The following is a 19,450-nucleotide window of genomic DNA, read 5'->3' as shown; positions in this document are numbered from 1 at the left end:
ACACTTTCTAAAGGAACTGGAGGAGTATATAAATTACTACAATAATATTAGAATAAAGACTCATTTAAACGGATTGAGTCCGGTAAAATACCGAACTCAATATCATTAACTTATTTTATAACCGTCCAATATTTGGGGTTCACTTCAGGGAAGTATTAAGGCTTTTAATAAAGCCATGCTAAGTTCAAGATTGAGTGCCGACATTCAATATACCGCTCAGAATAATTACTTTAAAAAGAGCTTGCGTAAAAAGGATCAGGAAGAATTACAAAAAATTGTGGAAGGCATATCAGGAAAACAAAACAATGTTGTTCCTAAAACTGAAATTAAAATGACCCCCAACTACAATTCAATTGCAGGTTTTGTATCAAGGAAATATTTGGTGAAGCAAAATAATAAGGTGGTAGAAGAAATTTGGGTGGCCGAAAACTTAAAAAATTACATTCACTACGATTTAAATCTTGATTTGTATAGCGACTTTATGGAAAGTTTACTGCAGCACACCGAATCGAAATTGTATTTGCATTTAGAATCGTTCATGGAAGTTATTGAAAATGGATTTCCAATGCGGATAAGAATGTATGGAGGTGAGCATGTTACCGAAACCGAAGTGGAACAATTAATTAAGAAGAAACTTTCAAAATCTTTATTTGAGATTGGAGATGGGTACAAGCAGGTCGAACTATCGACACTTCTCCACTAATCAAGGTAAATAAAGTTCTCACTTTCCTGATCAATTACTCTTTCAATTATCCTTAAGTTATCCATCGACTGTAGTTTCATTATTTTGGATGAAATATCTGTAGAAGTACTAAACAGCTCCACTGCTTTAATCAGTTTTTTCCTTGCTTTAATAAAGTGGTAATACTGCAAAGCATCGATATCGCCTTCGAAATTCAGAATAATTCTGGAATACCTGTAATATTCCATAGCCAGGTTAAATTTATTGGCCGGATTTACACGGTAAATTTCTTCAGCGGTTTTCAATCTTCGTTTCGAACTTGTTAGCTTATTGTACTCAGCAATGCTGTCGGTAAAATGATAGGATTTTGGAGTTTCAGCGATATACCTGTCAATGGCATCTTCACCCGCATTGAAAATTTCTAATGGAACAGGATTTTCCAGGAATTGCCACATTGGTATCAGTGGCATATGTGTATTGATAAATTCTTCGGGCGTAGCCATAAAAAACTCGTTGGCCTTACTTTTAATCCCTGTATGATGCAGAATTGCATTGGCCCAACTTAAGTCGAAACAGAACCAAACACCATCTACCTTGGCAACATTCCAGGCATGAGTGGCTCTATCTTGTAAAGCACCATTTTTGGTGATATATCCGCTAATTGAGTAACATTCGATTCCAGATTGCTGGCAGAAATATTGAAACAGTCGGGAAAAGCCTTCGCAAACAGCCATTTTTCTTTTCAGAACGCATACCGGGGTAGAGCAGTTGTTTGAGCCCATATAGAACAAGACTTTTGGGTCATATAATAGCTCGATTTTATTTTTATAACTGATATTTTTGATGATCCAAAAGTAAAATGCTCTTACGGCTTCGCTTTGGGTCACCGCTGGTTCTGCCAGGTAATTGTGAAGTTTAACCAGATTGTATGTAACACTATCAGGAGTTTTTCTAACATGTTTGTCGATATGCCCAAATTTAATCACAGGCTTTTCCTGGGCACTAGGTGTTGCCAAGGAAATCAAAACAAATGATAATATAATAAGTAGTTTTCGGATCATATGCGACATTTATAAAACTAGCAAAATATAAGTTAAATAGTTCATTAATCTCATCCTTTTTATTCGATTAACAAATTTTTAGGAGAGATGAATGAAAATTGGCACATCGAAAATTAAAGTGTACTTTTGCACAGATTTTTGAAAATAGAATTATAAGCAAATCAAAATAATATAGAATTGCCATGGCATTACAGTGCGGAATTGTGGGCTTACCAAATGTAGGTAAATCAACTTTGTTTAATTGTTTGTCGAATGCGAAAGCACAATCGGCTAACTTTCCTTTTTGTACAATTGAACCCAATGTAGGTGTAATTACTGTACCAGATGATAGATTGATTAAACTTTCTGATTTGGTTGATCCTGAAAGAGTACAGCCAGCTACTGTTGAGATTGTTGATATTGCAGGTTTGGTAAAAGGAGCCAGCAAGGGTGAAGGTTTAGGGAATAAATTCCTTTCTAACATTCGCGAAACAGATGCAATTATTCATGTGTTACGTTGTTTCGAGAACGATAATATTACCCATGTTGATGGAAATGTTGATCCGGTTCGCGATAAGGAAACAATTGATACGGAATTACAGTTGAAGGATTTGGAAACGGTTGAAGCACGCATCCAAAAATCAGCTAAGATTGCTCAAACCGGTAAAGATGCGAAAGCTAAAAAACTGGTTGAGGTTCTAAATCGCTATAAAGAAGCTTTAGAGCAAGGTAAATCTGCAAGAACTGTAGAGTTAACTGAATCGGAAGAAGAAGTTACAAAAGACCTTTACCTACTTACAACAAAACCTATTCTTTATGTTTGTAATGTTGATGAGGCAGCTGTAAAAACAGGTAACAAATATGTTGAAGCAGTAAAAGAAGCTGTTAAAGACGAACATGCCGAAATTCTTTTAATTGGTGCAGCTATTGAAGCTGATATTTCGGAACTGGAAACTTACGAAGAGAAGCAAATGTTTTTGGAAGATTTAGGTTTGGAAGAACCAGGCGTGAATAAGTTGATTAAAACAGCATACACCTTGTTGGAATTAGAGACTTATTTTACTGCAGGTAAAAAAGAGGTTCGTGCCTGGACCTATCCGAAAGGTGCAAAAGCGCCACAAGCGGCAGGAGTAATTCACACCGATTTCGAAAAAGGTTTCATTAGAGCAGAGGTTATTAAGTACAGCGATTACGTTGATCTTGGTTCGGAAAGTGCCTGTAAGGATGCTGGTAAAATGAATGTTGAAGGGAAAGAATACGTTGTACAGGATGGTGACATTATGCACTTCCGTTTTAATGTATAATTTTCATCAAAGCGATATAGTAAATGGCCATTCAATTATGAGTGGCCATTTTTTGTGCTTCACTAATAATTAAAACAATAACACTACCTTTGCCCTACGAATAAATCCATATTATTCATTACGAATTGTTCATTATTAATTATTGTAAGATGTTACGTACGCTACTGCTAATTGGTATGGGAGGTTTTTTGGGAAGTGTTTCTCGTTTTTTAATCGGTCAGGGATTACATCGCTTATTCGATACAATTTTCCCGATAGGCACCATGACTGTAAATATAGTGGGTAGCTTTATTATTGGAGTGGTCTACTCTCTTGCCGAACGCGATAATTTAATTAGTCCTGAGGTGAGGATGTTTCTTGCCGTAGGTTTTTGTGGCGGGTTTACCACTTTTTCTTCTTTTGCTTTCGATAAATTGAATCTTTTAAAAGACAGCGGTTTTTTGTATCTTTCTATGTATCTGGGAGGAAGCGTTTTTCTTGGTCTCCTGGCGGTGTATTTAGGTACCCAGATTCACAAGTTGTTTTAGTTCAGAGATTAGATAGAGGTGCGTAGATCTAAGATCTGAAAGCTCATATCTATCAAAATGAAACTAAAAGGAAAAGCAAAATTACTTCGTGTATTTATTGGAGAGGCCGATAGGGTATATCAGCGCCCACTGTATGAAGCCATAGTTTATGGTGCCAAAAAATATGGTTTGGCTGGTGTTACAGTACATCGGGGAATCATGTCATACGGAGCCAGCACAAGAATTCACAGCTCAAAAATCTTTTCGCTTGCCGACGATTTGCCAATTATTGTTGAAATTGTTGATTCTACAGAAAAAGTAGAGGGCTTTCTGCACATTCTGGAATTGCTAATCGAAAAATCGGGTGGAGGAGGAATGATCACCATGGAGCAAGTGGATGTAATCCGTTACCAAGCTCAATCTAAATAAACATCTAAACCTGCACAACAATTCCCTAAATAGGTGTGAATCCACTATATTTGTTGCGGACAATTTTTTAACGCCAACATTTTTACAGGATGAACAGACGAATCGGAATCATATTACTGATATTTTTTATCACAAATACCTTATTAGTAAACGCGCAAAGAACCAGAAAAATACCTTCGGAACAACCCAAATTGGTTGTAGGTATTGTTGTGGATCATTTGAGACCTGACTATTACTTCCGATTTTCAAACTTAATTGGCGACAAGGGTTTTAAACGTTTAATGAACCAGGGAACTTACTGTAAGAATACCAAGTTTAGCTATCTGTATTCACAAACAGGTCCCGATCATGCTACCATTTTTACAGGAACTCCTCCTGCATATCATGGTATTATTTCTCATGGGTGGTACGATCGTTTATCTGGAGAATTAAATCTTGCAAAAGAGGATGAAACTGCAAAGCTGGTAGGAGTTGAATCGAAAGAGAAAGGAAAATCTCCCAAAAACCTCTTGGCCCCAACAGTAGGCGATGAGATTAAGCTGTTCAACCATCATTCAAGAGTAATAGGAGTAGGATTAAATGCCGAAGCAGCCCTGTTTTCTGCTGGTCATGCGGCCGATGGAGCTTATTGGATGGATAACTTCTCAGGCAAATTTATCACCTCCTCACATTATCAGGATACCATTTACAATTGGGTGAGCGAATTCAATAATAAGAATTTTGCTGATTTTTATATGGACCGAATTTGGACTCCTTTCGATGGACAGGATAAGCCGGGAATCTCTGAAAAGATACTTGGAAAAGTAGGACTGTCGTCTGATTTTTACTATGATTTGAATAAAGAAAAAAGAACCTACGGTTATAAGGCTATCAAAGCCACTCCATTTGGAAATATGTTGGTGAAGGATTTTGCAATTTCAGCCATTATCAATGAAAATTTAGGGCGCGATGATGATACCGACTTTTTGGCAATCACTTTTTCGTGCCTTGATTATAAGCATCGGGAATTTTCTCCATTTGCTGCCGAGATGATTGATAATTTTATCAGGTTAGACCGAGAGATTGAACACTTTTTGGATTTCCTGGATGAGCAGATTGGCCTGGAAAATGTCCTGGTATTTTTAACGGCAGATCAATCGGCCAACTACACACCAGAAAATTTAAAAGCACAAAATATTCCTAACGGATATTTCAGTTCATACAATGCCATGGCACTTTTGAAATCTTATTTGAATGTTTTGTATGGAAGTGGAGATTGGATTTTAGGATACGATTCACAGCAGGTTTATTTAAACCATCAGTTGATTGAAGATTCGAAACTATCTTTGGAAGAGATGCAATTGAAAGCCGCAAATTTTTTGATTCAATTTACAGGTGTGGCCAGTACAATTCCGGCCAGCAGTTTAATTACTGCCAATTATACTCACGGGGTAATGCAAAAGGTTCAACGTTCGTTCAATCAAAAGCGTTCGGGTGATGTTTTAATTACCCTTGAACCAGGCTGGATGCACAAAATGAAAGATGAAAGAGATGAAATTGCCCAATACAGTTATACCAACCAGGTTCCACTATTTTGGTTTGGATGGAAAATTAAAAGAGGTACTGTTTCCCGAACCATTTTTGTAGAGGATATTGTACCAACAATTTCAGGCTTCTTAAATATTTCAACACCTTCGGGTTGCGACGGTAATCCTATCGAAGAACTTACACAATAGACAGAAATCAGCAAGTGGTGAACAGTGATTGGTTGGGATTCCGAACAGAAAACGGATTCCCATTCAATTAATGCTTTCCAAAATCTACAGCGTAAACAAGCAAGTACCCATCGAACAGAATGTGCTTAAAAGTGTAGGTTTTTGAAAAGTCTTTGCGACAAACTTCACCAGTAAATGATTCCTGACCTGCCTGGAAAGGATGGATTTTTAGTTCATCGATTAAATGCACATCCTTTTTGCCATAAAACTTAATTAAGCACTCTTTTGCACACCAATGTTGATAAAGATGCAGTGTTTTATGATCTTTGGAAATGTTTTTCACCTCTGTTTCCGACAGAAACCTTCTGGCAATTCGATGAACCCGATCGGAAAGGTACTCCATATCAAGAGCCGGTTTAGCATCTTTACAAACAAAAATGGCGGCAAAATTTTTGGTGTGACTAATGCTGATATTCAGATCGGAATTCAGCAAAAAAGGTCGGCCATGTTCGTTATTCTCAATAATTAGATTGGAGCCAATATATTTCTGAACAAGCAACCTTGTGGCTAAATATTCTTTTTTTCTCGATTCGCTTTTAAAAGAATCATATTTGACCTTTTCTTTCTCGCTAAGTTTCACGAGATTTTTCAATACATCTACCTCTTCTTCAATCTTCCAAATGTAAAGATTGCAGCCTTCGCAGATTTCTAGGTGTTTAGAGAATGGCATTTTGCTTCAATCTATTATTTTTTCCACTCTAAAGTTTCGATCAACTTTACCATATCTTTATCGATATACTGAATTACGGGAGCCAAAGAATCCTGGTTTGGATGCTCCTTAAAATAAAGTGCACCACGTAAAAAGTGATGGGTACTGTCGGTAGCTACAAATTGCACCGATGAGGCTGCATTTCCTTTAATTCTATAAATTAAGGCATACACATCCTTAGTTTTATTGTGGAATGCCTGTTCACCAATGGCATCAGCTTTAATGCTGTGTTTATAGGCCATTTTCCTGGAATCTTCCAGATATTCTTCAATATTACCCTCAACTTTTTTGTAGCTCAAATGTATGGTTGCCTTGTAATCTGGGTATTGGATATTCAACCAGTACTTTTCGGCACCTTTGCTCTTGTCTGCCTGCACATCCGCAATAGATAATTTATCGAAACTGTATGGGAAATCATTGTTCCAGTTCTCGTATTGTTTCTCTGGTAAATCGATACGAAAATAAGCCTTTGGTTTAGGAGTGTATTTCTTTTTACACGAAACCATTGCAAGAAACAAGACTGCAAAAAGAGTATAGTAAACGAATTGATTCAATTTCATTTTTATAATATTCAGAACGATAAATTTTATTTGCTTGATTTTACTTTTGGAGGCAGAAATCGAATTTTTTTGATTCTTCTATTGTCTACCGCTTCCACGATAAATTTAAATTCCTGATGAGAGAATTCTTCTTTCTTTTGAGGGATTTCACCTTTTATTTCAAGAAGAAGCCCAGCCAAGGTATCGGCATCTCCTTTTATATCTTCAAAGAGGTCGGAATCTAATTCTGTAATTTTGAAAAAATCGTTCAATAGCGTTTTTCCTTCGAAAACATAGGTGCCATCCTTTTCAAGTGTGAAGGTTTCTTTTTCTTCATCCGATTCATCGGTGATATCACCAATAATTTCTTCCAAAATATCTTCCATTGTGATAATGCCGGATGTTCCGCCATATTCATCTACTACAACGGCCATATGATTTTTCTGCGTTTGAAATTCTTCCAGAAGATCATTAATTTTTTTGGTTTCGGGCACATAGTAGGGTGGACGAATAATAGATTGCCAGCGGAATGTGTTTGGTTTGTGATGATGAGGAAGCAGGTCTTTTACGTATAAAATTCCTTTTACATTGTCGAATGTCCCATCATAAACAGGAATTCGGGAGTATCCGGAATCTATTAGTATAGATTTAAGTTTTCCAAAGCCAGTTCTAACATCAATCGCAACAACATCAACACGCGATTTCATGACTTCAACAACATTGATGTTTCCAAAATTTACAATTCCTTCCAGAATTTCCATTTCATCGCTCATCTCGTCAGCAGTTAACTCCAGAGCTTGCGATAAATCGCCCATCGAAATATTTTGTTTTTTGGAAATTCTCTTGTTTACAATCGAAGTCGATTTAATCAGAATCGCAGACATGGGTCTGAATATCTTCTCCATATAATACAATGGAAAAGCCATGAACTTCGAAAACTTTACCGAGGTTTGGGTGGCATATACCTTTGGAATAATCTCTCCAAAAAGTAAAAGTAAAAAAGTGATGATTACCACCTGCACCAAAAAGCCAATGGTTGGTGCGTTGGAAAAATCAACAATTGAATTGGTAATAAAGCTGGATAGAATTACAATACCAACATTTACAAAGTTATTCCCGATTAGAATGGTTGCCAGCAATTCCTCTGGCATCCTCAGCAATTTTAACAATCGGCGGTTTTTCTGATTTTCTTCTGCTTCGATACCGCTAATTTGTTGAGGCGATAATGAAAACAAAGCAACTTCAGAACCCGAAATCAGTGCCGAACAAAACAAAAGAAGTACCATTACAAGTATACTTATAATGGTACTTATATCTAAAGAATGAAAAACAATATCAGAATTGTTTACAAATAGGGTCGAAAAACTGTCTGCTTCCAATGTTTTCTATAGTTAGTTAACACTCGTCTAATTAGAATGGAAGATCATCTGTTTCTTCCTCCGCAGAACTATCGGCAGCTGCTGTTGGTTGATTCATCTCAGAACTAGCCTGAGGAGCACCACCTTCGTTGTCACCTTTTCTACCTAACATTTGCATGTTCGAAGCCATTACTTCTGTAATGTATTTCTTATTTCCATCCTGATCTTCCCATGATCTGGTTCGTAAACTACCTTCGATATACAATTGCATTCCTTTTTTTACGTAATTTTCGGCAACTTTCGCCAATCCGCGCCAAAGCACAATATTATGCCACTCGGTTTGGGTTACTTTTTCGCCGTTTTTTGTGTAGGTTTCACTAGTTGCCAAAGGAAAGTTACATACACTTACATCATTGTCGAAATACTTCACTTCCGGGTCTTTCCCTACATTTCCTACGAGAATTACTTTATTCACTGACATATTATTTAAATTTTTTGGTTAACAATACAATAAAGATACAAACTTTTAATTTGTATCATAATATCACTTTGGTTTATTTTAAAAATCCTGATATTTTATATGATTATCAATCAGTTTTGGAAGCGGGTATTGTTCAGCTTCTTTTTTGTTGATAAAAATAAACCTTTCATAATTTTTCAATTCATCAGCACTGATCTCAATATGGATAAATCTTGTATTGATATTCTGATGTGTTAATTTGTGCACGATATTATCACTAATTGACTGTATTACCAAATCGTTGGAATTAAAAATTTCTTTCCATTGATCTGATTGAATCAACAGATCGGTTGACAGCTTTGTATTGCTCTCAATTAAAGGATATTGGTACATGTTTTTCCAAATGTCCTTTCCTTCTCTCTTCTCAATAGCAAATCGACCAGAACAAGATAGGAACAAATAGTAAAAATAGCGATTCTTAGGCTTAATTTGTTTGCTCTTTTTTGGGAATTGATCAACAATATTCGAATTTGATGCAAAACAGCTCGAATTGACCGGGCAAATGGAACAATTTGGCGATTTGGGTGTACACTGCAAGGCGCCAAACTCAATAATGGCCTGGTTGTAAATTTCAGGAGTTGCATTGCCCATTGTCTCCTGTGCCAATTCCTGAAATATTTTTTTCCCTTCGGTACTGTCTATAGGAGTATCAATTCCAAATAACCTGGAAAGTACTCGGTAAACATTTCCGTCGATGGCAGCATAAGGCAAATTAAAGGCAAAAGATGATATTGCTGCTGCAGTATATGCACCAATACCCTTTAAATTAAGTATCTCTTTATAGGTATTCGGAAATACACCCTTATATAAGGTATCAATTGTTTTAGCAGCATGATGAAGATTCCTGGCTCTGGAGTAATATCCCAGGCCCTGCCATAAATTCAATACTTCTTGCTCATCAGCCTGGGCTAAATCACTTACAGTTGGAAATCTTTCCGTAAATTTGTAATAATAGTCAATTGCTGTGGCAACTCTGGTTTGTTGTAACATGATTTCAGAAATCCATATTAAATATGGATCCTTGGTTTTTCGCCACGGAAGATCGCGTTTATTCTCGCAATACCAGTTTATGATTTGGTTATTAAGCATCTCGAAAAAAAATGTATGATTCAATTTTTTTCAAAAATGCGTAAAAATATTTGTTTTCAATTTCGTTAATAACTGGAAATCTTATATATTTGCATTCTGATTTGAGGAAATGATGTTGTAAATAATTGATAATTAAAGATTTTTTAAGAGATGACTAAAGCAGATATTGTTAACGAGATTTCTAAAAACACAGGAATTGAGAAAATTACAGTTCAGAAAACTGTAGAAGCTTTCATGGATACTATTAAAGGTTCATTGGTAAAAGGAAAGAATGTGTATTTGAGAGGTTTCGGAAGTTTTATCGTTAAGAAAAGAGCAGAGAAAACTGCAAGAAACATTTCTAAAAACACTACAATTATAATCCCTGAGCACTTTATTCCAGCTTTCAAGCCTGCGAAAACTTTCGTAAGTAAAGTGAAAACTAACGTAAAGTAGTTTTAGATTTTAAAAATTCATTAAATAATTCGAAGTTATGCCTAGCGGAAAGAAAAGAAAAAGACATAAGATGGCTACGCACAAGCGTAAGAAAAGACTAAGAAAAAACCGTCATAAGAAGAAGAAATAATTTTCTTATAGCTTGTTTGTAAGAACGAAATAAATAAACCTAAAGAACTTTTTAGTACTTTAGGTTTATCTATTTGTAAGAACTGATTAACTTTAGTAAAAATAAGAAGAATTTAAATAGTGAGTAACGAGCTTGTAATTGATGTAAACCCTAATGAAATTGTAATTGCTCTGCTAAGCAACCGACAGTTGGTTGAGTTAACCAGAGAAAAAAGTAATCTTCAGTTTGCGGTAGGTGATATATATTTGGGGAAGGTAAAGAAGATTATGCCCGGGTTAAATGCTGCGTTCGTTGATGTGGGGTATGAGAAAGATGCATTTTTGCATTATCTTGACCTTGGACATCAATTCCGTTCACTAAATAAATTCTTGCAACAGGCTTTGGCAAGAAAAGGTCGTAACCTTTCTATCTCTAAAATGAGATTGGAACAGGATATCGACAAGAATGGTAAAATGTCTGATGTTCTGAAATCGGGACAATACATTCTGGTACAAGTTGCCAAAGAACCAATATCTACAAAAGGTCCGAGACTTTGCTCGGAGATATCCATTGCAGGACGAAATATTGTTCTGATTCCTTTTTCTGATAAAGTTTCCATTTCTCAGAAAATTAAATCAACCGAAGAGAAAAACCGATTACGACAGCTGCTTCAAAGCATTAAGCCTAAAAATTATGGGATTATTGTAAGAACTGTAGCCGAAGGAAAACGTGTTGCTGAGTTAGATCAGGAACTAAGATCTTTGGTAGAAAAATGGGAAGGAAGCTTCCAGCATATCAGGGATATGCAACCACCAAAATTGGTGCTGGGGGAGATGGATAGAACCACTGCCATTTTAAGAGATATTTTGAACTCTTCGTTTGAAAATATCTACGTAAACGATGCCAGTGCTGCAAAAGATATCAAAAATTACATTGCAGGAATTGCTCCCGAAAAATCAAAAATTGTAAAGCATGTTACAGGTGATATGCCAATTTTTGATCAGTTGGGTGTTGATAAACAAATTAAATCGTCATTTGGGAAAACGGTTTCATTTAAAAATGGAGCTTACCTAATCATTGAACATACCGAGGCTTTCCACGTTATTGATGTAAATAGTGGAAACCGTTCGAAAGCAGGAAACGACCAGGAAACAAATGCCTTGGAAGTAAACCTTGCTGCTGCAGATGAAATTGCTCGTCAGCTTCGCTTGCGTGATATGGGTGGAATTATTGTTGTCGATTTTATCGATATGCATTCTGCCGAGAATCGCCAAAAGGTGTTCGAACGTATGAAGGAAGTGATGGGGCAGGATAGAACCAAGCACAACATTTTGCCTTTGAGTAAGTTTGGTTTGATGCAAATCACACGTCAGCGTGTTCGCCCTGAGATGAATATTGAAATTCAGGAAACTTGTCCGACCTGCCTGGGCTCGGGAAAAATTTCACCAGCTGTACTCTTAACCGACCAGATTGAGGAAAAGCTAAAATCAGTATCGGAGCGAGGTGAAAAGAAACTTACACTTAAGGTGCATCCTTTTGTAGCTGCCTACATTAATAAAGGATTCTGGAAAACACTAAGAAGAGAGTGGCAATCGAAACTGGGAATTAAACTTGCGGTTAAAGAGATTCCTTCCTACGATTTATTAGGTTACAAGATTTTTGATCAGAATAACCAGGAAATCGAATTATAATTCTGTTATACCATATGAATCAATCCTCTTAAATAAGTGTTAAGAGGATTTAATGGTTTTGTGTAATTTGCTTATAATGCTAATTTTATATGCGTTATCAGTAAAAAAACTAAACCAAATGAGACTTCCATGCCCAAATCATTTTGAAACATAAACAGAATGATTGTTTTATTATGGAAGGTTCCATCTGGTGTTAAAAGCAAATTATAAACAGATGAAACAAAAATTTCTCACCTTACTTCTGGGAATTCTCCTTACTGGTTTCTTTAGTTTGCAAGCTCAAATTTTAGAAACTGTTTCCTGGAAATTTTCTACCGAAAAAATAAACGATACTGAGCTTTATCTTGTGTTTAAAGCTCAGATCGATCCTGAGTGGCATTTGTATTCGCAAAATTTTGAAGATGGAGGTCCTGTTCGTTTAAGTTTTATTTTCGAAGAATCTGAAAATTACGAACGAATTGGGGCCGTTGAAGAAATTACAAAAGCCAAGAAAACATTCGATGAGATTTTCGAAATGGATATTGAGTATTTCGAACACGAAGCCATCTTAAAACAGAAAATTAAGATTCTCTCTGATGCAGCTTTTGTGGTCGCGGGAGAGATGGAATATCAAACTTGTAGAGAAGGGGAGTGTGTGCTGTTTACGCCAGACTTTGAATTTTCTGTGAACGAAGGAAGTACGGTTTCGAATGAGGTAGAAAAACAGGATGTTAAAACCGAAAGGGAAAAGCTAAATCCAATGAAAAATCCCCGTAAGGAATATGCTTCCTTGTGGTCCTTGTTTTTTATTGCATTTACTTTTGGGTTGATTGCCTTACTTACGCCTTGTGTGTTTCCTATGATACCGATGACAGTTTCATTTTTTATGCACAGCTCAGAAAACAGGAAGAAAGCCATTTTTAATGCTGTTTTTTATGGAGTCTCTATTATTGGAATTTACACCATTATTGGAACCATTGTAGCCATTACTTTAGGTGCCGATTTTGCCAACTGGTTAAGTACTCATTGGATTCCTAACGTAATCTTTTTTGCCATTTTCTTCATTTTTGCCTTTTCATTTTTTGGCATGTTTGAAATTACGATGCCAAGCTGGCTGGTGAATAAATCGGTGTCGAAAGAAGATCAGGGAGGTTTGGCCGGGTCGTTTTTTATGGCCTTTACGCTTGTATTGGTGTCCTTCTCCTGTACCGGGCCAATTGTAGGGTCGATTCTTGTAAAATCGGCAGGAGGAGAGGTGCTTGAGCCAATAATCGGTATGTTTGGATTCTCGCTTGCATTTGCTTTACCGTTTACGCTATTCGCTATTTTTCCTTCATGGTTGAACAACCTGCCAAAATCGGGAGGATGGTTAAACTCGGTTAAAGTAGTTCTGGGATTTTTAGAATTGGCTTTGGGATTGAAGTTTTTAAGTATCGCCGATCAAACCTACCATTGGGGACTCCTTGACCGGGAAATTTACCTGGGCATCTGGATTGTAATTTTCACCCTAATGGGATTCTATTTACTGGGTAAATTAAAGTTCAGTCACGATAGCGACTTAAAATATATTTCTGTACCAAGATTGATGCTTGCCATTTGTTCGTTTTCATTTGTAGTGTATATGGTTCCAGGAATGTTTGGTGCGCCTTTAAAGGCGATTTCGGGCTATTTACCACCTCAAACAACCCACGATTTCGATCTGGCTGCAATTGTAAGAGATCAGTCTGGTGCAAGCTTTAAAGATGCCAAAAGTGAAATTTGCGAAACGCCTAAGTATGCCGACAAATTGCATTTGCCCCATGGTTTACAAGGCTACTTCGATTTTGAACAAGGATTGGCCTGTGCAAAAGAACAGAACAAGCCTATTTTTATCGATTTTACAGGCCATGGTTGTGTAAATTGTCGCGAGATGGAGGCCAATGTTTGGTCCGATGCAAGGGTGCAGAAAGTACTTCGCGAAGATTATATAATCATCGCCTTATATGTAGATGATAAACAAAAGTTGCCAGAGGAAGATTGGGTAACATCGAGCTACGACGGAAAGGTGAAAAAAACTTTGGGTAAAAAATATGCAGATTTTCAAATTACCAGGTTCGGTGTAAATGCGCAACCTTACTATGTACTGTTGGATCACGAGGAAAATATCCTGGTAGAACCAAGAGCCTACGACCTGAATGCAGATAGATTCCTGGAGTTCCTTGAAAATGGGAAGAAGGAATTTGCTAAAAGATAAGGATTGAAGAAATTCAAGTACCAACCGGAACATCAGTTTGTTCCGGTTTTTTATTGCCTGATATTTATACTCATTATAAGTTTAAACTGTTTTCAGCCTGAAAAAGAATGGCTATTTTTGAAAGTTTGCCTTTCGAAAAAATGGTAAGCCGCTTTAATCTTTTAAAAATTTAAATTACGTATGGAAAAATACGATGTGATTATTGTCGGAGCCGGTCCTGCCGGTATTTTTTGTGCTTACGAACTAGTAAAAAATCGAGACGACTTAAAAATCTTAATCCTTGAAAAGGGAAGAGGAATGGACAAAAGATCTTGTCCGAAACATACCAATGGTGGAACTTGTGTGCATTGTAAACCTTGTAGCATAACTACAGGCTGGGCAGGAGCAGGAGCATTCTCTGATGGTAAATTGTCATTGTCGCACGAAGTGGGCGGTACACTACCCGAATACCTGGGTGTGGAAGAAACCATAGACCTGATATCTTACACAGACGATATCTATTTGGAATTTGGTGCAGCAACCGATATTCATGGTGAGAAACTGACTCCAGCAATGGAGAATATTCGTCGCAAAGCGATTGAGTCGAACCTAAAATTGGTTCATTGCCCAGTTCGACATTTGGGAACCGAGAAAGCGCAGGATTTGTATAGAAAATTATACGAGTATGTAACCGCTAAGGGAGTAGAGGTACATTTTAATTGTGCTGTTGAAAATCTGATTCTGGATGGAGACCAAATTAAGGGTGTGAAAAATGGTAAAGGAAGCTATTATGCCGATTTGGTTATGGTTTCGGTGGGTAGAGATGGAGCCGATTGGTTGATGAAAGAATGCAGCAAGGAAAGTATTTCTACCGAAGTTGGTGTTGTTGATATAGGGGTAAGAGTAGAGTGTAGAAATGAAATCATGCAGGATATCAATGAAAATTTTTACGAAGCAAAGTTGATTCACTATACCCAAACCTTCGACGACAAGGTGAGAACATTCTGTAGTAATCCTGGCGGATTTGTTTCGTCGGAGTATTACGATGGCGATTTGGCAGTGGTGAATGGTCATAGTTACAAAGACCTAAAGAGCGATAATACTAATTTTGCCTTACTGGTTTCTCAAAAATTTACCGAGCCATTTAAAGCTCCAATTGAGTATGGAAAACACATTGCACGCTTGGCAAATATGCTCACCAATAACCAAATTTTGGTACAACGTTTTGGCGATTTGGTTCGTGGACGAAGAACAACATCCAAGCGTTTGTATCGAAATAATATTATTCCAACCTTGAAGGATGCCGTTCCTGGAGATATGAGTTTGGTTTTGCCACATCGTATCTTAAAGGATATTGAAGAGATGATTTATGCCTTGGATAAGGTGACACCAGGCTTGGCGTCTGATGAAACCTTACTATATGGTGTAGAGGTGAAATTTTACAGCAATATCACGAAAGTGGATGAAAGTTTCCAGTCGACATCGGTAAAGAACCTGTATTTAGGTGGCGATGGAGCGGGAATTACTCGCGGGCTAATGCAGGCTTCGGTAAACGGAGTTGTAATTGCCAGGGAATTACTGAAACAATTGTAAAAAAAATACTCATAAATAAACACAAGCCTGATTATTGAAATGATCAGGCTTTGTTATTAACTTCGCTTGGCAGGTAAAAGCTAAATGTGCTTCCTTCCTTTAGTGTACTTTCGACATATACCCAGCCTTCAAATCGGTTTACAATTCGTTGAACAATAGAAAGCCCAAGTCCATGGCCTTTTATGATTTTTTTTCCAAGTTTTTTAGGATCAGAAAAAATGTGTTTCATTTGCTCTTCGCTCAGTCCTTTACCATTATCTTTTACCCAATATTTACAATAGCCATTCTCTTTTAATGAGCTGCCAATTTCTATTTTTGGTGGATTACCGCCATATTTCATTGCATTGGCAATGTAGTTGTACCAAACTTCTTCGATAAGTGGAGCATAGGCATAGGCCGGTGCCATATTTTCCTGAATGTGAAATGAAACTTTTTCTCTGATCTGATTTGGTATCCTGTCAATAGCTTCTGAAACAATAGAATTCATGTCTAATTCAGAAATTTCTAACTCTTCCTTACCACGACTGGCATAGAGTAGAATTTCTTTGATGATACTGCTCATTTTGGAGCCATTTTTTACAATTAGCTCGGCATAGTATTTTCGCTTTTCATCGCTCAAATCCTCTTTGATTCGAAGCAATTCGCCAAAACCTATAATACTATTTAATTGGGCTTGCAGGTCGTGAGCAACCGTATGGGCATATGCATCGAGTTCAACATTGCGTTGTTTCAACTCATTTTCGGCCTTTACCCTTGGTGAAATATCGGTAATGAATGCCATTCCTACACTGGTGCCATTCGAGTTTAGAAAACTTAGACTGATTTCTACAGGAAACTCTTCTCCGGATCTCTTTTTAGCCAGGAGTTTGGAGCTTGAATCTCCCATCGAACGAATTTTTGGATTCTTGAAGTAATATTGGATGTGAGAACTGTGAACCGATCGAAATCGATCTGGAATGAGGGTATCTATTTTCTTACCAATAAGTTCCTCTTCCTTGTAGTCGAATAGTTGATTGGCTTTTGAATTTACGAACACAATTTTCCCACTATTATCAATAAAGACAACACCTTCCGACATCGACTCCACAAGAGTCTCAATCGAAACCTGGTTTTTAAAAAAATCCGTAAACTCCATCTATATTTTGTTTACATTGCAACTATATAATCAAGATAACAGAAGCGGAATTTCTTCTACTACCTTTTTCTTACAATGGCTTCATCCAATAGTACAAATGCTCTTCCTTCTTCGTCGTCAACCAACTTAAAAAAGCTACAGTTAATGCACCCCAGTAGTTTTTCTTCTATCTCACCCTGAATGCTTTTATTACAAAGAGTTCCTTCAACAGTCCAGCAGCTTCTTCCAGCTCGAACTCCGTTATTAATACCAGTATTTGCGGCAGAAGTACTTGCAGGGCAAACGCCCAATTCCTGGGTGTTTTCGCCTCCAATTTCTCTACCGCACTTAAAGTATTCCCAACAATTTAATTTGCTCATCTTTATCGTTCTCCCGCCCTAAAATAAATATCCTCATTTAAAATCGGATATTGATTTGATTAAGCATACTTATTTTAGGGTAAATCAACCTCTTACATCAAGGATGTAATTTTTTTAATTCCAAAGTTTTTTGATTTCGTTATCGCTATAAGCCTCGAGCTTTAATAGTGACGAAAATGGATCTCCTTCGATCTTGAGAAGTTTGGTGAAGGCAGGTTCGGTTTTTGTACCCAACTCCTTTAATTTAACCACTTCTTTGTTAAAATCTTCTCCAAGAAGTTTTAAAATACGATCTTCTAGCAACATGTGTCGGTATGAGTTCTGAGCCGTTACCGGATATGCCGAACCATAAATTTCAATATCAAACCCTTCGAAATTAAAGTTGGCAATTACCACCCAATAACCTGCTTTTTCTTTTTGTTCGATTTTGAATCCTTCCTGCTTTCCAAAAATCGATTCTACCACACGTTCGAATCGGTCGGCATCGAAAAATCTACAGGCAATATCCAAATCGCTTTCTTTAACAGAAATTCCAATAGGAATGGTACCCGTTAAGGTTGGATTGTATTCGGCAAGAGAGTCCAGTATTCCAAGCTTTGTAAGACAATTGTAGGCTTTAACCTGAACAGGCGACCCATCTTTTAGATAATTGATATTTCTCCAATCTTTATTGATATCGCGGAACTGTTCATTTAAAACTTGCTTTGCATCTTCGAGGCTGGAGTATTCGAAACTTTTAATCTGCGAGCAGCCAGCAATCATTGCCGATACTTGCTTTTTGCCATTTTTTCGATACAGGCAAATAATGGGTTTGTTAAATTCTGCAGCGCGGCCAATTTCATAACCAACTCCAAGCGATGGCGTGGTAACCTCGGCAACTACCACATCCGATTCCATGACCCACTTTAAATCGCGATCGTGAATTTCTTCGTCGCTTAAATTGCTTTCCTGAATTTTTGAGCCAATATGCTCAGTTAAAACATTACCGTATTTTTTTAATTCATCGATAATTTGTTTGTAGATATCAGCGTCCTCTTGTCCGCCTCGGATCGATCCTGAGAAGTATATTTTCATAGTGTGTTGTTTAAATTGTTCTTTTCATCTCTTCGTGTAATTCTAATATAATTGAAATCTGTATATATTCCAATAGTTCAATATTTCTTAAAACAATTTATTTTACTTATTGCAACTTTCTCTTTACATGTTCAGGAATTAATGTTTGAAGTCCTTTTGCCTGTGGAGAGTTAATATCGATGTATTTCCAATTGCTTGAATTTTTATTGGCAACAGCCAACATCGATCGGCGGGCCTGAATGGTAAATGAATTGCTCTCTTCGTTGTATTTCACATTTTCTTTTCCAAATTCCTGTTCGAATTTAGGCTGAACCAAACCAGAACCTTGCGACATTAAACCTGAAAGCTTCACCTTAACCACGCCATAATAATGGATTTTGCAATATTTTTCATTACCCGATTCAACAACCTCCGATATTCGATCTATGTATTTAAAATCGGTTGTCATTTTTACGCCCATATTGTCCATGCCTTCCATTAGCATGATCATATTGTCTTTGCTCATCTTTTCGAATATGCGAGGATACATCATATCGGTTACTGTATTCCATTCCTTGTTGTTAAAAGCAGTGGTATAATTAATCAGGTCTTTTTCAAATCTATTTTTCAGATTTTTCTGTGCAAATGCAGTAGTAAAAACCAAAGCAAGTACGATTAAAGCCGCAATTTTTTTCATGTTTGTTTCATTTGATTCGTTTGAATATAGTAAAAAGGAACTTGTGCCCGGACTTAAAAGATGTTAAAACTGCTTATTTAGACTGCTATTTTATTCAAATCCTTAGTGATAAAACGTCATGTTTTTTGTGAGTATCTAATTCTTCATTTACAGTAATAGCAATTTGCATTTACTTATCTTTTAAGGAAGAATAATTTTGTTATCGTTCGATTGTTTTTAATTTCATATGTTTGAATTCTCAGATCATATCAGAAGGA

At 36.8% G+C, this 19,450-nt stretch carries 20 protein-coding genes; 10 read left to right on the top strand and 10 right to left on the bottom strand.

What is annotated here, in order from left to right; translation table 11 throughout:
- Together ELS83_RS17020 and ELS83_RS17015 are read left to right on the top strand one after the other, a co-directional pair.
- Positions 1-109, top strand: a 109-nt coding sequence (locus ELS83_RS17020; protein WP_171595199.1) for an IS3 family transposase, incomplete at its 5' end; no start/stop codon positions are given.
- Between the two features lie 66 nt (positions 110-175).
- Positions 176-703, top strand: a complete 528-nt coding sequence (locus ELS83_RS17015; protein ID WP_171596748.1) for a DUF4412 domain-containing protein — start codon at positions 176-178, stop codon at positions 701-703.
- Here ELS83_RS17015 and ELS83_RS17010 read toward each other — a convergent pair.
- Complete coding sequence (locus ELS83_RS17010) at positions 700-1,743, bottom strand: transglutaminase domain-containing protein (RefSeq protein WP_171596747.1); 1,044 nt, start codon at positions 1,741-1,743, stop codon at positions 700-702. The genes ELS83_RS17015 and ELS83_RS17010 overlap by 4 nt on opposite strands.
- A 182-nt stretch (positions 1,744-1,925) precedes the next feature.
- Between ELS83_RS17010 and ychF the strand changes: the two genes are divergently transcribed.
- The 4 genes from ychF (at position 1,926) to ELS83_RS16990 (ending at position 5,676) form a co-directional block, all read left to right on the top strand.
- Complete coding sequence (ychF, locus tag ELS83_RS17005; RefSeq protein ID WP_171596746.1) at positions 1,926-3,026, top strand: redox-regulated ATPase YchF; 1,101 nt, start codon at positions 1,926-1,928, stop codon at positions 3,024-3,026.
- Positions 3,027-3,175: 149 nt separating this feature from the next.
- Entirely contained in the window at positions 3,176-3,553 is a 378-nt protein-coding gene (gene crcB / locus ELS83_RS17000; RefSeq protein WP_171596745.1) for a fluoride efflux transporter CrcB, read from the top strand.
- A gap of 57 nt (positions 3,554-3,610) precedes the next feature.
- Complete coding sequence (locus tag ELS83_RS16995; protein WP_171596744.1) at positions 3,611-3,961, top strand: DUF190 domain-containing protein; 351 nt, start codon at positions 3,611-3,613, stop codon at positions 3,959-3,961.
- An 89-nt stretch (positions 3,962-4,050) separates the two neighbouring features.
- On the top strand, positions 4,051-5,676 hold the full coding sequence (locus ELS83_RS16990; RefSeq protein ID WP_171596743.1) for an alkaline phosphatase family protein: 1,626 nt from the start codon (positions 4,051-4,053) through the stop codon (positions 5,674-5,676).
- Between the two features lie 67 nt (positions 5,677-5,743).
- Here ELS83_RS16990 and ELS83_RS16985 read toward each other — a convergent pair whose 3' ends face one another.
- From ELS83_RS16985 to mutY, 5 genes are all read right to left on the bottom strand, one after another.
- Positions 5,744-6,385 carry a 4'-phosphopantetheinyl transferase superfamily protein gene (locus ELS83_RS16985; RefSeq protein WP_171596742.1) on the bottom strand — a complete coding sequence of 214 codons (642 nt, stop codon included), beginning with the start codon at positions 6,383-6,385 and terminating at the stop codon, positions 5,744-5,746.
- A gap of 14 nt (positions 6,386-6,399) precedes the next feature.
- Complete coding sequence (gene gldD, locus ELS83_RS16980; RefSeq protein ID WP_171596741.1) at positions 6,400-6,984, bottom strand: gliding motility lipoprotein GldD; 585 nt, start codon at positions 6,982-6,984, stop codon at positions 6,400-6,402.
- A 26-nt stretch (positions 6,985-7,010) separates the two neighbouring features.
- Positions 7,011-8,342 (bottom strand): gliding motility-associated protein GldE, encoded by a 1,332-nt coding sequence (gldE, locus tag ELS83_RS16975; RefSeq protein ID WP_249414473.1) that lies wholly within the window; start codon positions 8,340-8,342, stop codon positions 7,011-7,013.
- 31 nt (positions 8,343-8,373) lie between these two features.
- On the bottom strand, positions 8,374-8,802 hold the full coding sequence (locus ELS83_RS16970) for a single-stranded DNA-binding protein (RefSeq protein ID WP_171596740.1): 429 nt from the start codon (positions 8,800-8,802) through the stop codon (positions 8,374-8,376).
- Between the two features lie 78 nt (positions 8,803-8,880).
- Positions 8,881-9,930 carry an A/G-specific adenine glycosylase gene (gene mutY, locus ELS83_RS16965; protein WP_171596739.1) on the bottom strand — a complete coding sequence of 350 codons (1,050 nt, stop codon included), beginning with the start codon at positions 9,928-9,930 and terminating at the stop codon, positions 8,881-8,883.
- A 150-nt stretch (positions 9,931-10,080) separates the two neighbouring features.
- Between mutY and ELS83_RS16960 the strand changes: the two genes are divergently transcribed.
- From ELS83_RS16960 to ELS83_RS16945, 4 genes are all read left to right on the top strand, one after another.
- Positions 10,081-10,365, top strand: a complete 285-nt coding sequence (locus tag ELS83_RS16960; RefSeq protein ID WP_054714163.1) for an HU family DNA-binding protein — start codon at positions 10,081-10,083, stop codon at positions 10,363-10,365.
- 249 nt (positions 10,366-10,614) lie between these two features.
- On the top strand, positions 10,615-12,165 hold the full coding sequence (locus ELS83_RS16955; RefSeq protein WP_171596738.1) for an Rne/Rng family ribonuclease: 1,551 nt from the start codon (positions 10,615-10,617) through the stop codon (positions 12,163-12,165).
- Positions 12,166-12,379: 214 nt separating this feature from the next.
- Positions 12,380-14,377, top strand: a complete 1,998-nt coding sequence (locus ELS83_RS16950; protein ID WP_171596737.1) for a protein-disulfide reductase DsbD family protein — start codon at positions 12,380-12,382, stop codon at positions 14,375-14,377.
- A 180-nt stretch (positions 14,378-14,557) separates the two neighbouring features.
- Positions 14,558-15,949, top strand: a complete 1,392-nt coding sequence (locus ELS83_RS16945) for an NAD(P)/FAD-dependent oxidoreductase (protein ID WP_171596736.1) — start codon at positions 14,558-14,560, stop codon at positions 15,947-15,949.
- A gap of 43 nt (positions 15,950-15,992) precedes the next feature.
- Here ELS83_RS16945 and ELS83_RS16940 read toward each other — a convergent pair whose 3' ends face one another.
- The 4 genes from ELS83_RS16940 to ELS83_RS16925 all read right to left on the bottom strand — a co-directional run bounded on the left by ELS83_RS16940 (position 15,993) and on the right by ELS83_RS16925 (position 19,193).
- The gene (locus ELS83_RS16940) at positions 15,993-17,084 is read right to left on the bottom strand and encodes a PAS domain-containing sensor histidine kinase (RefSeq protein ID WP_171596735.1); all 1,092 of its coding nucleotides are present in this window, start codon (positions 17,082-17,084) and stop codon (positions 15,993-15,995) included.
- 59 nt (positions 17,085-17,143) lie between these two features.
- Positions 17,144-17,443, bottom strand: coding sequence for a two-CW domain-containing protein (locus ELS83_RS16935; protein WP_171596734.1), 300 nt, complete (start codon positions 17,441-17,443; stop codon positions 17,144-17,146).
- A 114-nt stretch (positions 17,444-17,557) separates the two neighbouring features.
- Positions 17,558-18,517, bottom strand: coding sequence for a DUF4269 domain-containing protein (locus ELS83_RS16930; protein ID WP_171596733.1), 960 nt, complete (start codon positions 18,515-18,517; stop codon positions 17,558-17,560).
- 106 nt (positions 18,518-18,623) lie between these two features.
- Positions 18,624-19,193, bottom strand: a complete 570-nt coding sequence (locus tag ELS83_RS16925) for a hypothetical protein (protein ID WP_171596732.1) — start codon at positions 19,191-19,193, stop codon at positions 18,624-18,626.
- Positions 19,194-19,450 lie beyond the last annotated feature (257 nt).

It is taken from the genome of Marinifilum caeruleilacunae (assembly GCF_013141825.1).
In the GTDB taxonomy this organism is placed as follows: Bacteria; Bacteroidota; Bacteroidia; order Bacteroidales; family Marinifilaceae; genus Marinifilum; species Marinifilum caeruleilacunae.
The sequence above is the reverse complement of the archived record's forward strand: the minus strand, read 5'-3'. Positions and strand labels throughout refer to the sequence as shown.

Coding starts and splice junctions, on each gene's coding strand:
- ELS83_RS17015 (WP_171596748.1), top strand. CDS start 176: ATGCTAAGTTCAAGATTGAGTGCCGACATTCAATATACCGCTCAGAAT.
- ELS83_RS17010 (WP_171596747.1), bottom strand. CDS start 1,743: ATGATCCGAAAACTACTTATTATATTATCATTTGTTTTGATTTCCTTG.
- ychF (WP_171596746.1), top strand. CDS start 1,926: ATGGCATTACAGTGCGGAATTGTGGGCTTACCAAATGTAGGTAAATCA.
- crcB (WP_171596745.1), top strand. CDS start 3,176: ATGTTACGTACGCTACTGCTAATTGGTATGGGAGGTTTTTTGGGAAGT.
- ELS83_RS16995 (WP_171596744.1), top strand. CDS start 3,611: ATGAAACTAAAAGGAAAAGCAAAATTACTTCGTGTATTTATTGGAGAG.
- ELS83_RS16990 (WP_171596743.1), top strand. CDS start 4,051: ATGAACAGACGAATCGGAATCATATTACTGATATTTTTTATCACAAAT.
- ELS83_RS16985 (WP_171596742.1), bottom strand. CDS start 6,385: ATGCCATTCTCTAAACACCTAGAAATCTGCGAAGGCTGCAATCTTTAC.
- gldD (WP_171596741.1), bottom strand. CDS start 6,984: ATGAAATTGAATCAATTCGTTTACTATACTCTTTTTGCAGTCTTGTTT.
- ELS83_RS16970 (WP_171596740.1), bottom strand. CDS start 8,802: ATGTCAGTGAATAAAGTAATTCTCGTAGGAAATGTAGGGAAAGACCCG.
- mutY (WP_171596739.1), bottom strand. CDS start 9,930: ATGCTTAATAACCAAATCATAAACTGGTATTGCGAGAATAAACGCGAT.
- ELS83_RS16960 (WP_054714163.1), top strand. CDS start 10,081: ATGACTAAAGCAGATATTGTTAACGAGATTTCTAAAAACACAGGAATT.
- ELS83_RS16950 (WP_171596737.1), top strand. CDS start 12,380: ATGAAACAAAAATTTCTCACCTTACTTCTGGGAATTCTCCTTACTGGT.
- ELS83_RS16945 (WP_171596736.1), top strand. CDS start 14,558: ATGGAAAAATACGATGTGATTATTGTCGGAGCCGGTCCTGCCGGTATT.
- ELS83_RS16940 (WP_171596735.1), bottom strand. CDS start 17,084: ATGGAGTTTACGGATTTTTTTAAAAACCAGGTTTCGATTGAGACTCTT.
- ELS83_RS16935 (WP_171596734.1), bottom strand. CDS start 17,443: ATGAGCAAATTAAATTGTTGGGAATACTTTAAGTGCGGTAGAGAAATT.
- ELS83_RS16930 (WP_171596733.1), bottom strand. CDS start 18,517: ATGAAAATATACTTCTCAGGATCGATCCGAGGCGGACAAGAGGACGCT.
- ELS83_RS16925 (WP_171596732.1), bottom strand. CDS start 19,193: ATGAAAAAAATTGCGGCTTTAATCGTACTTGCTTTGGTTTTTACTACT.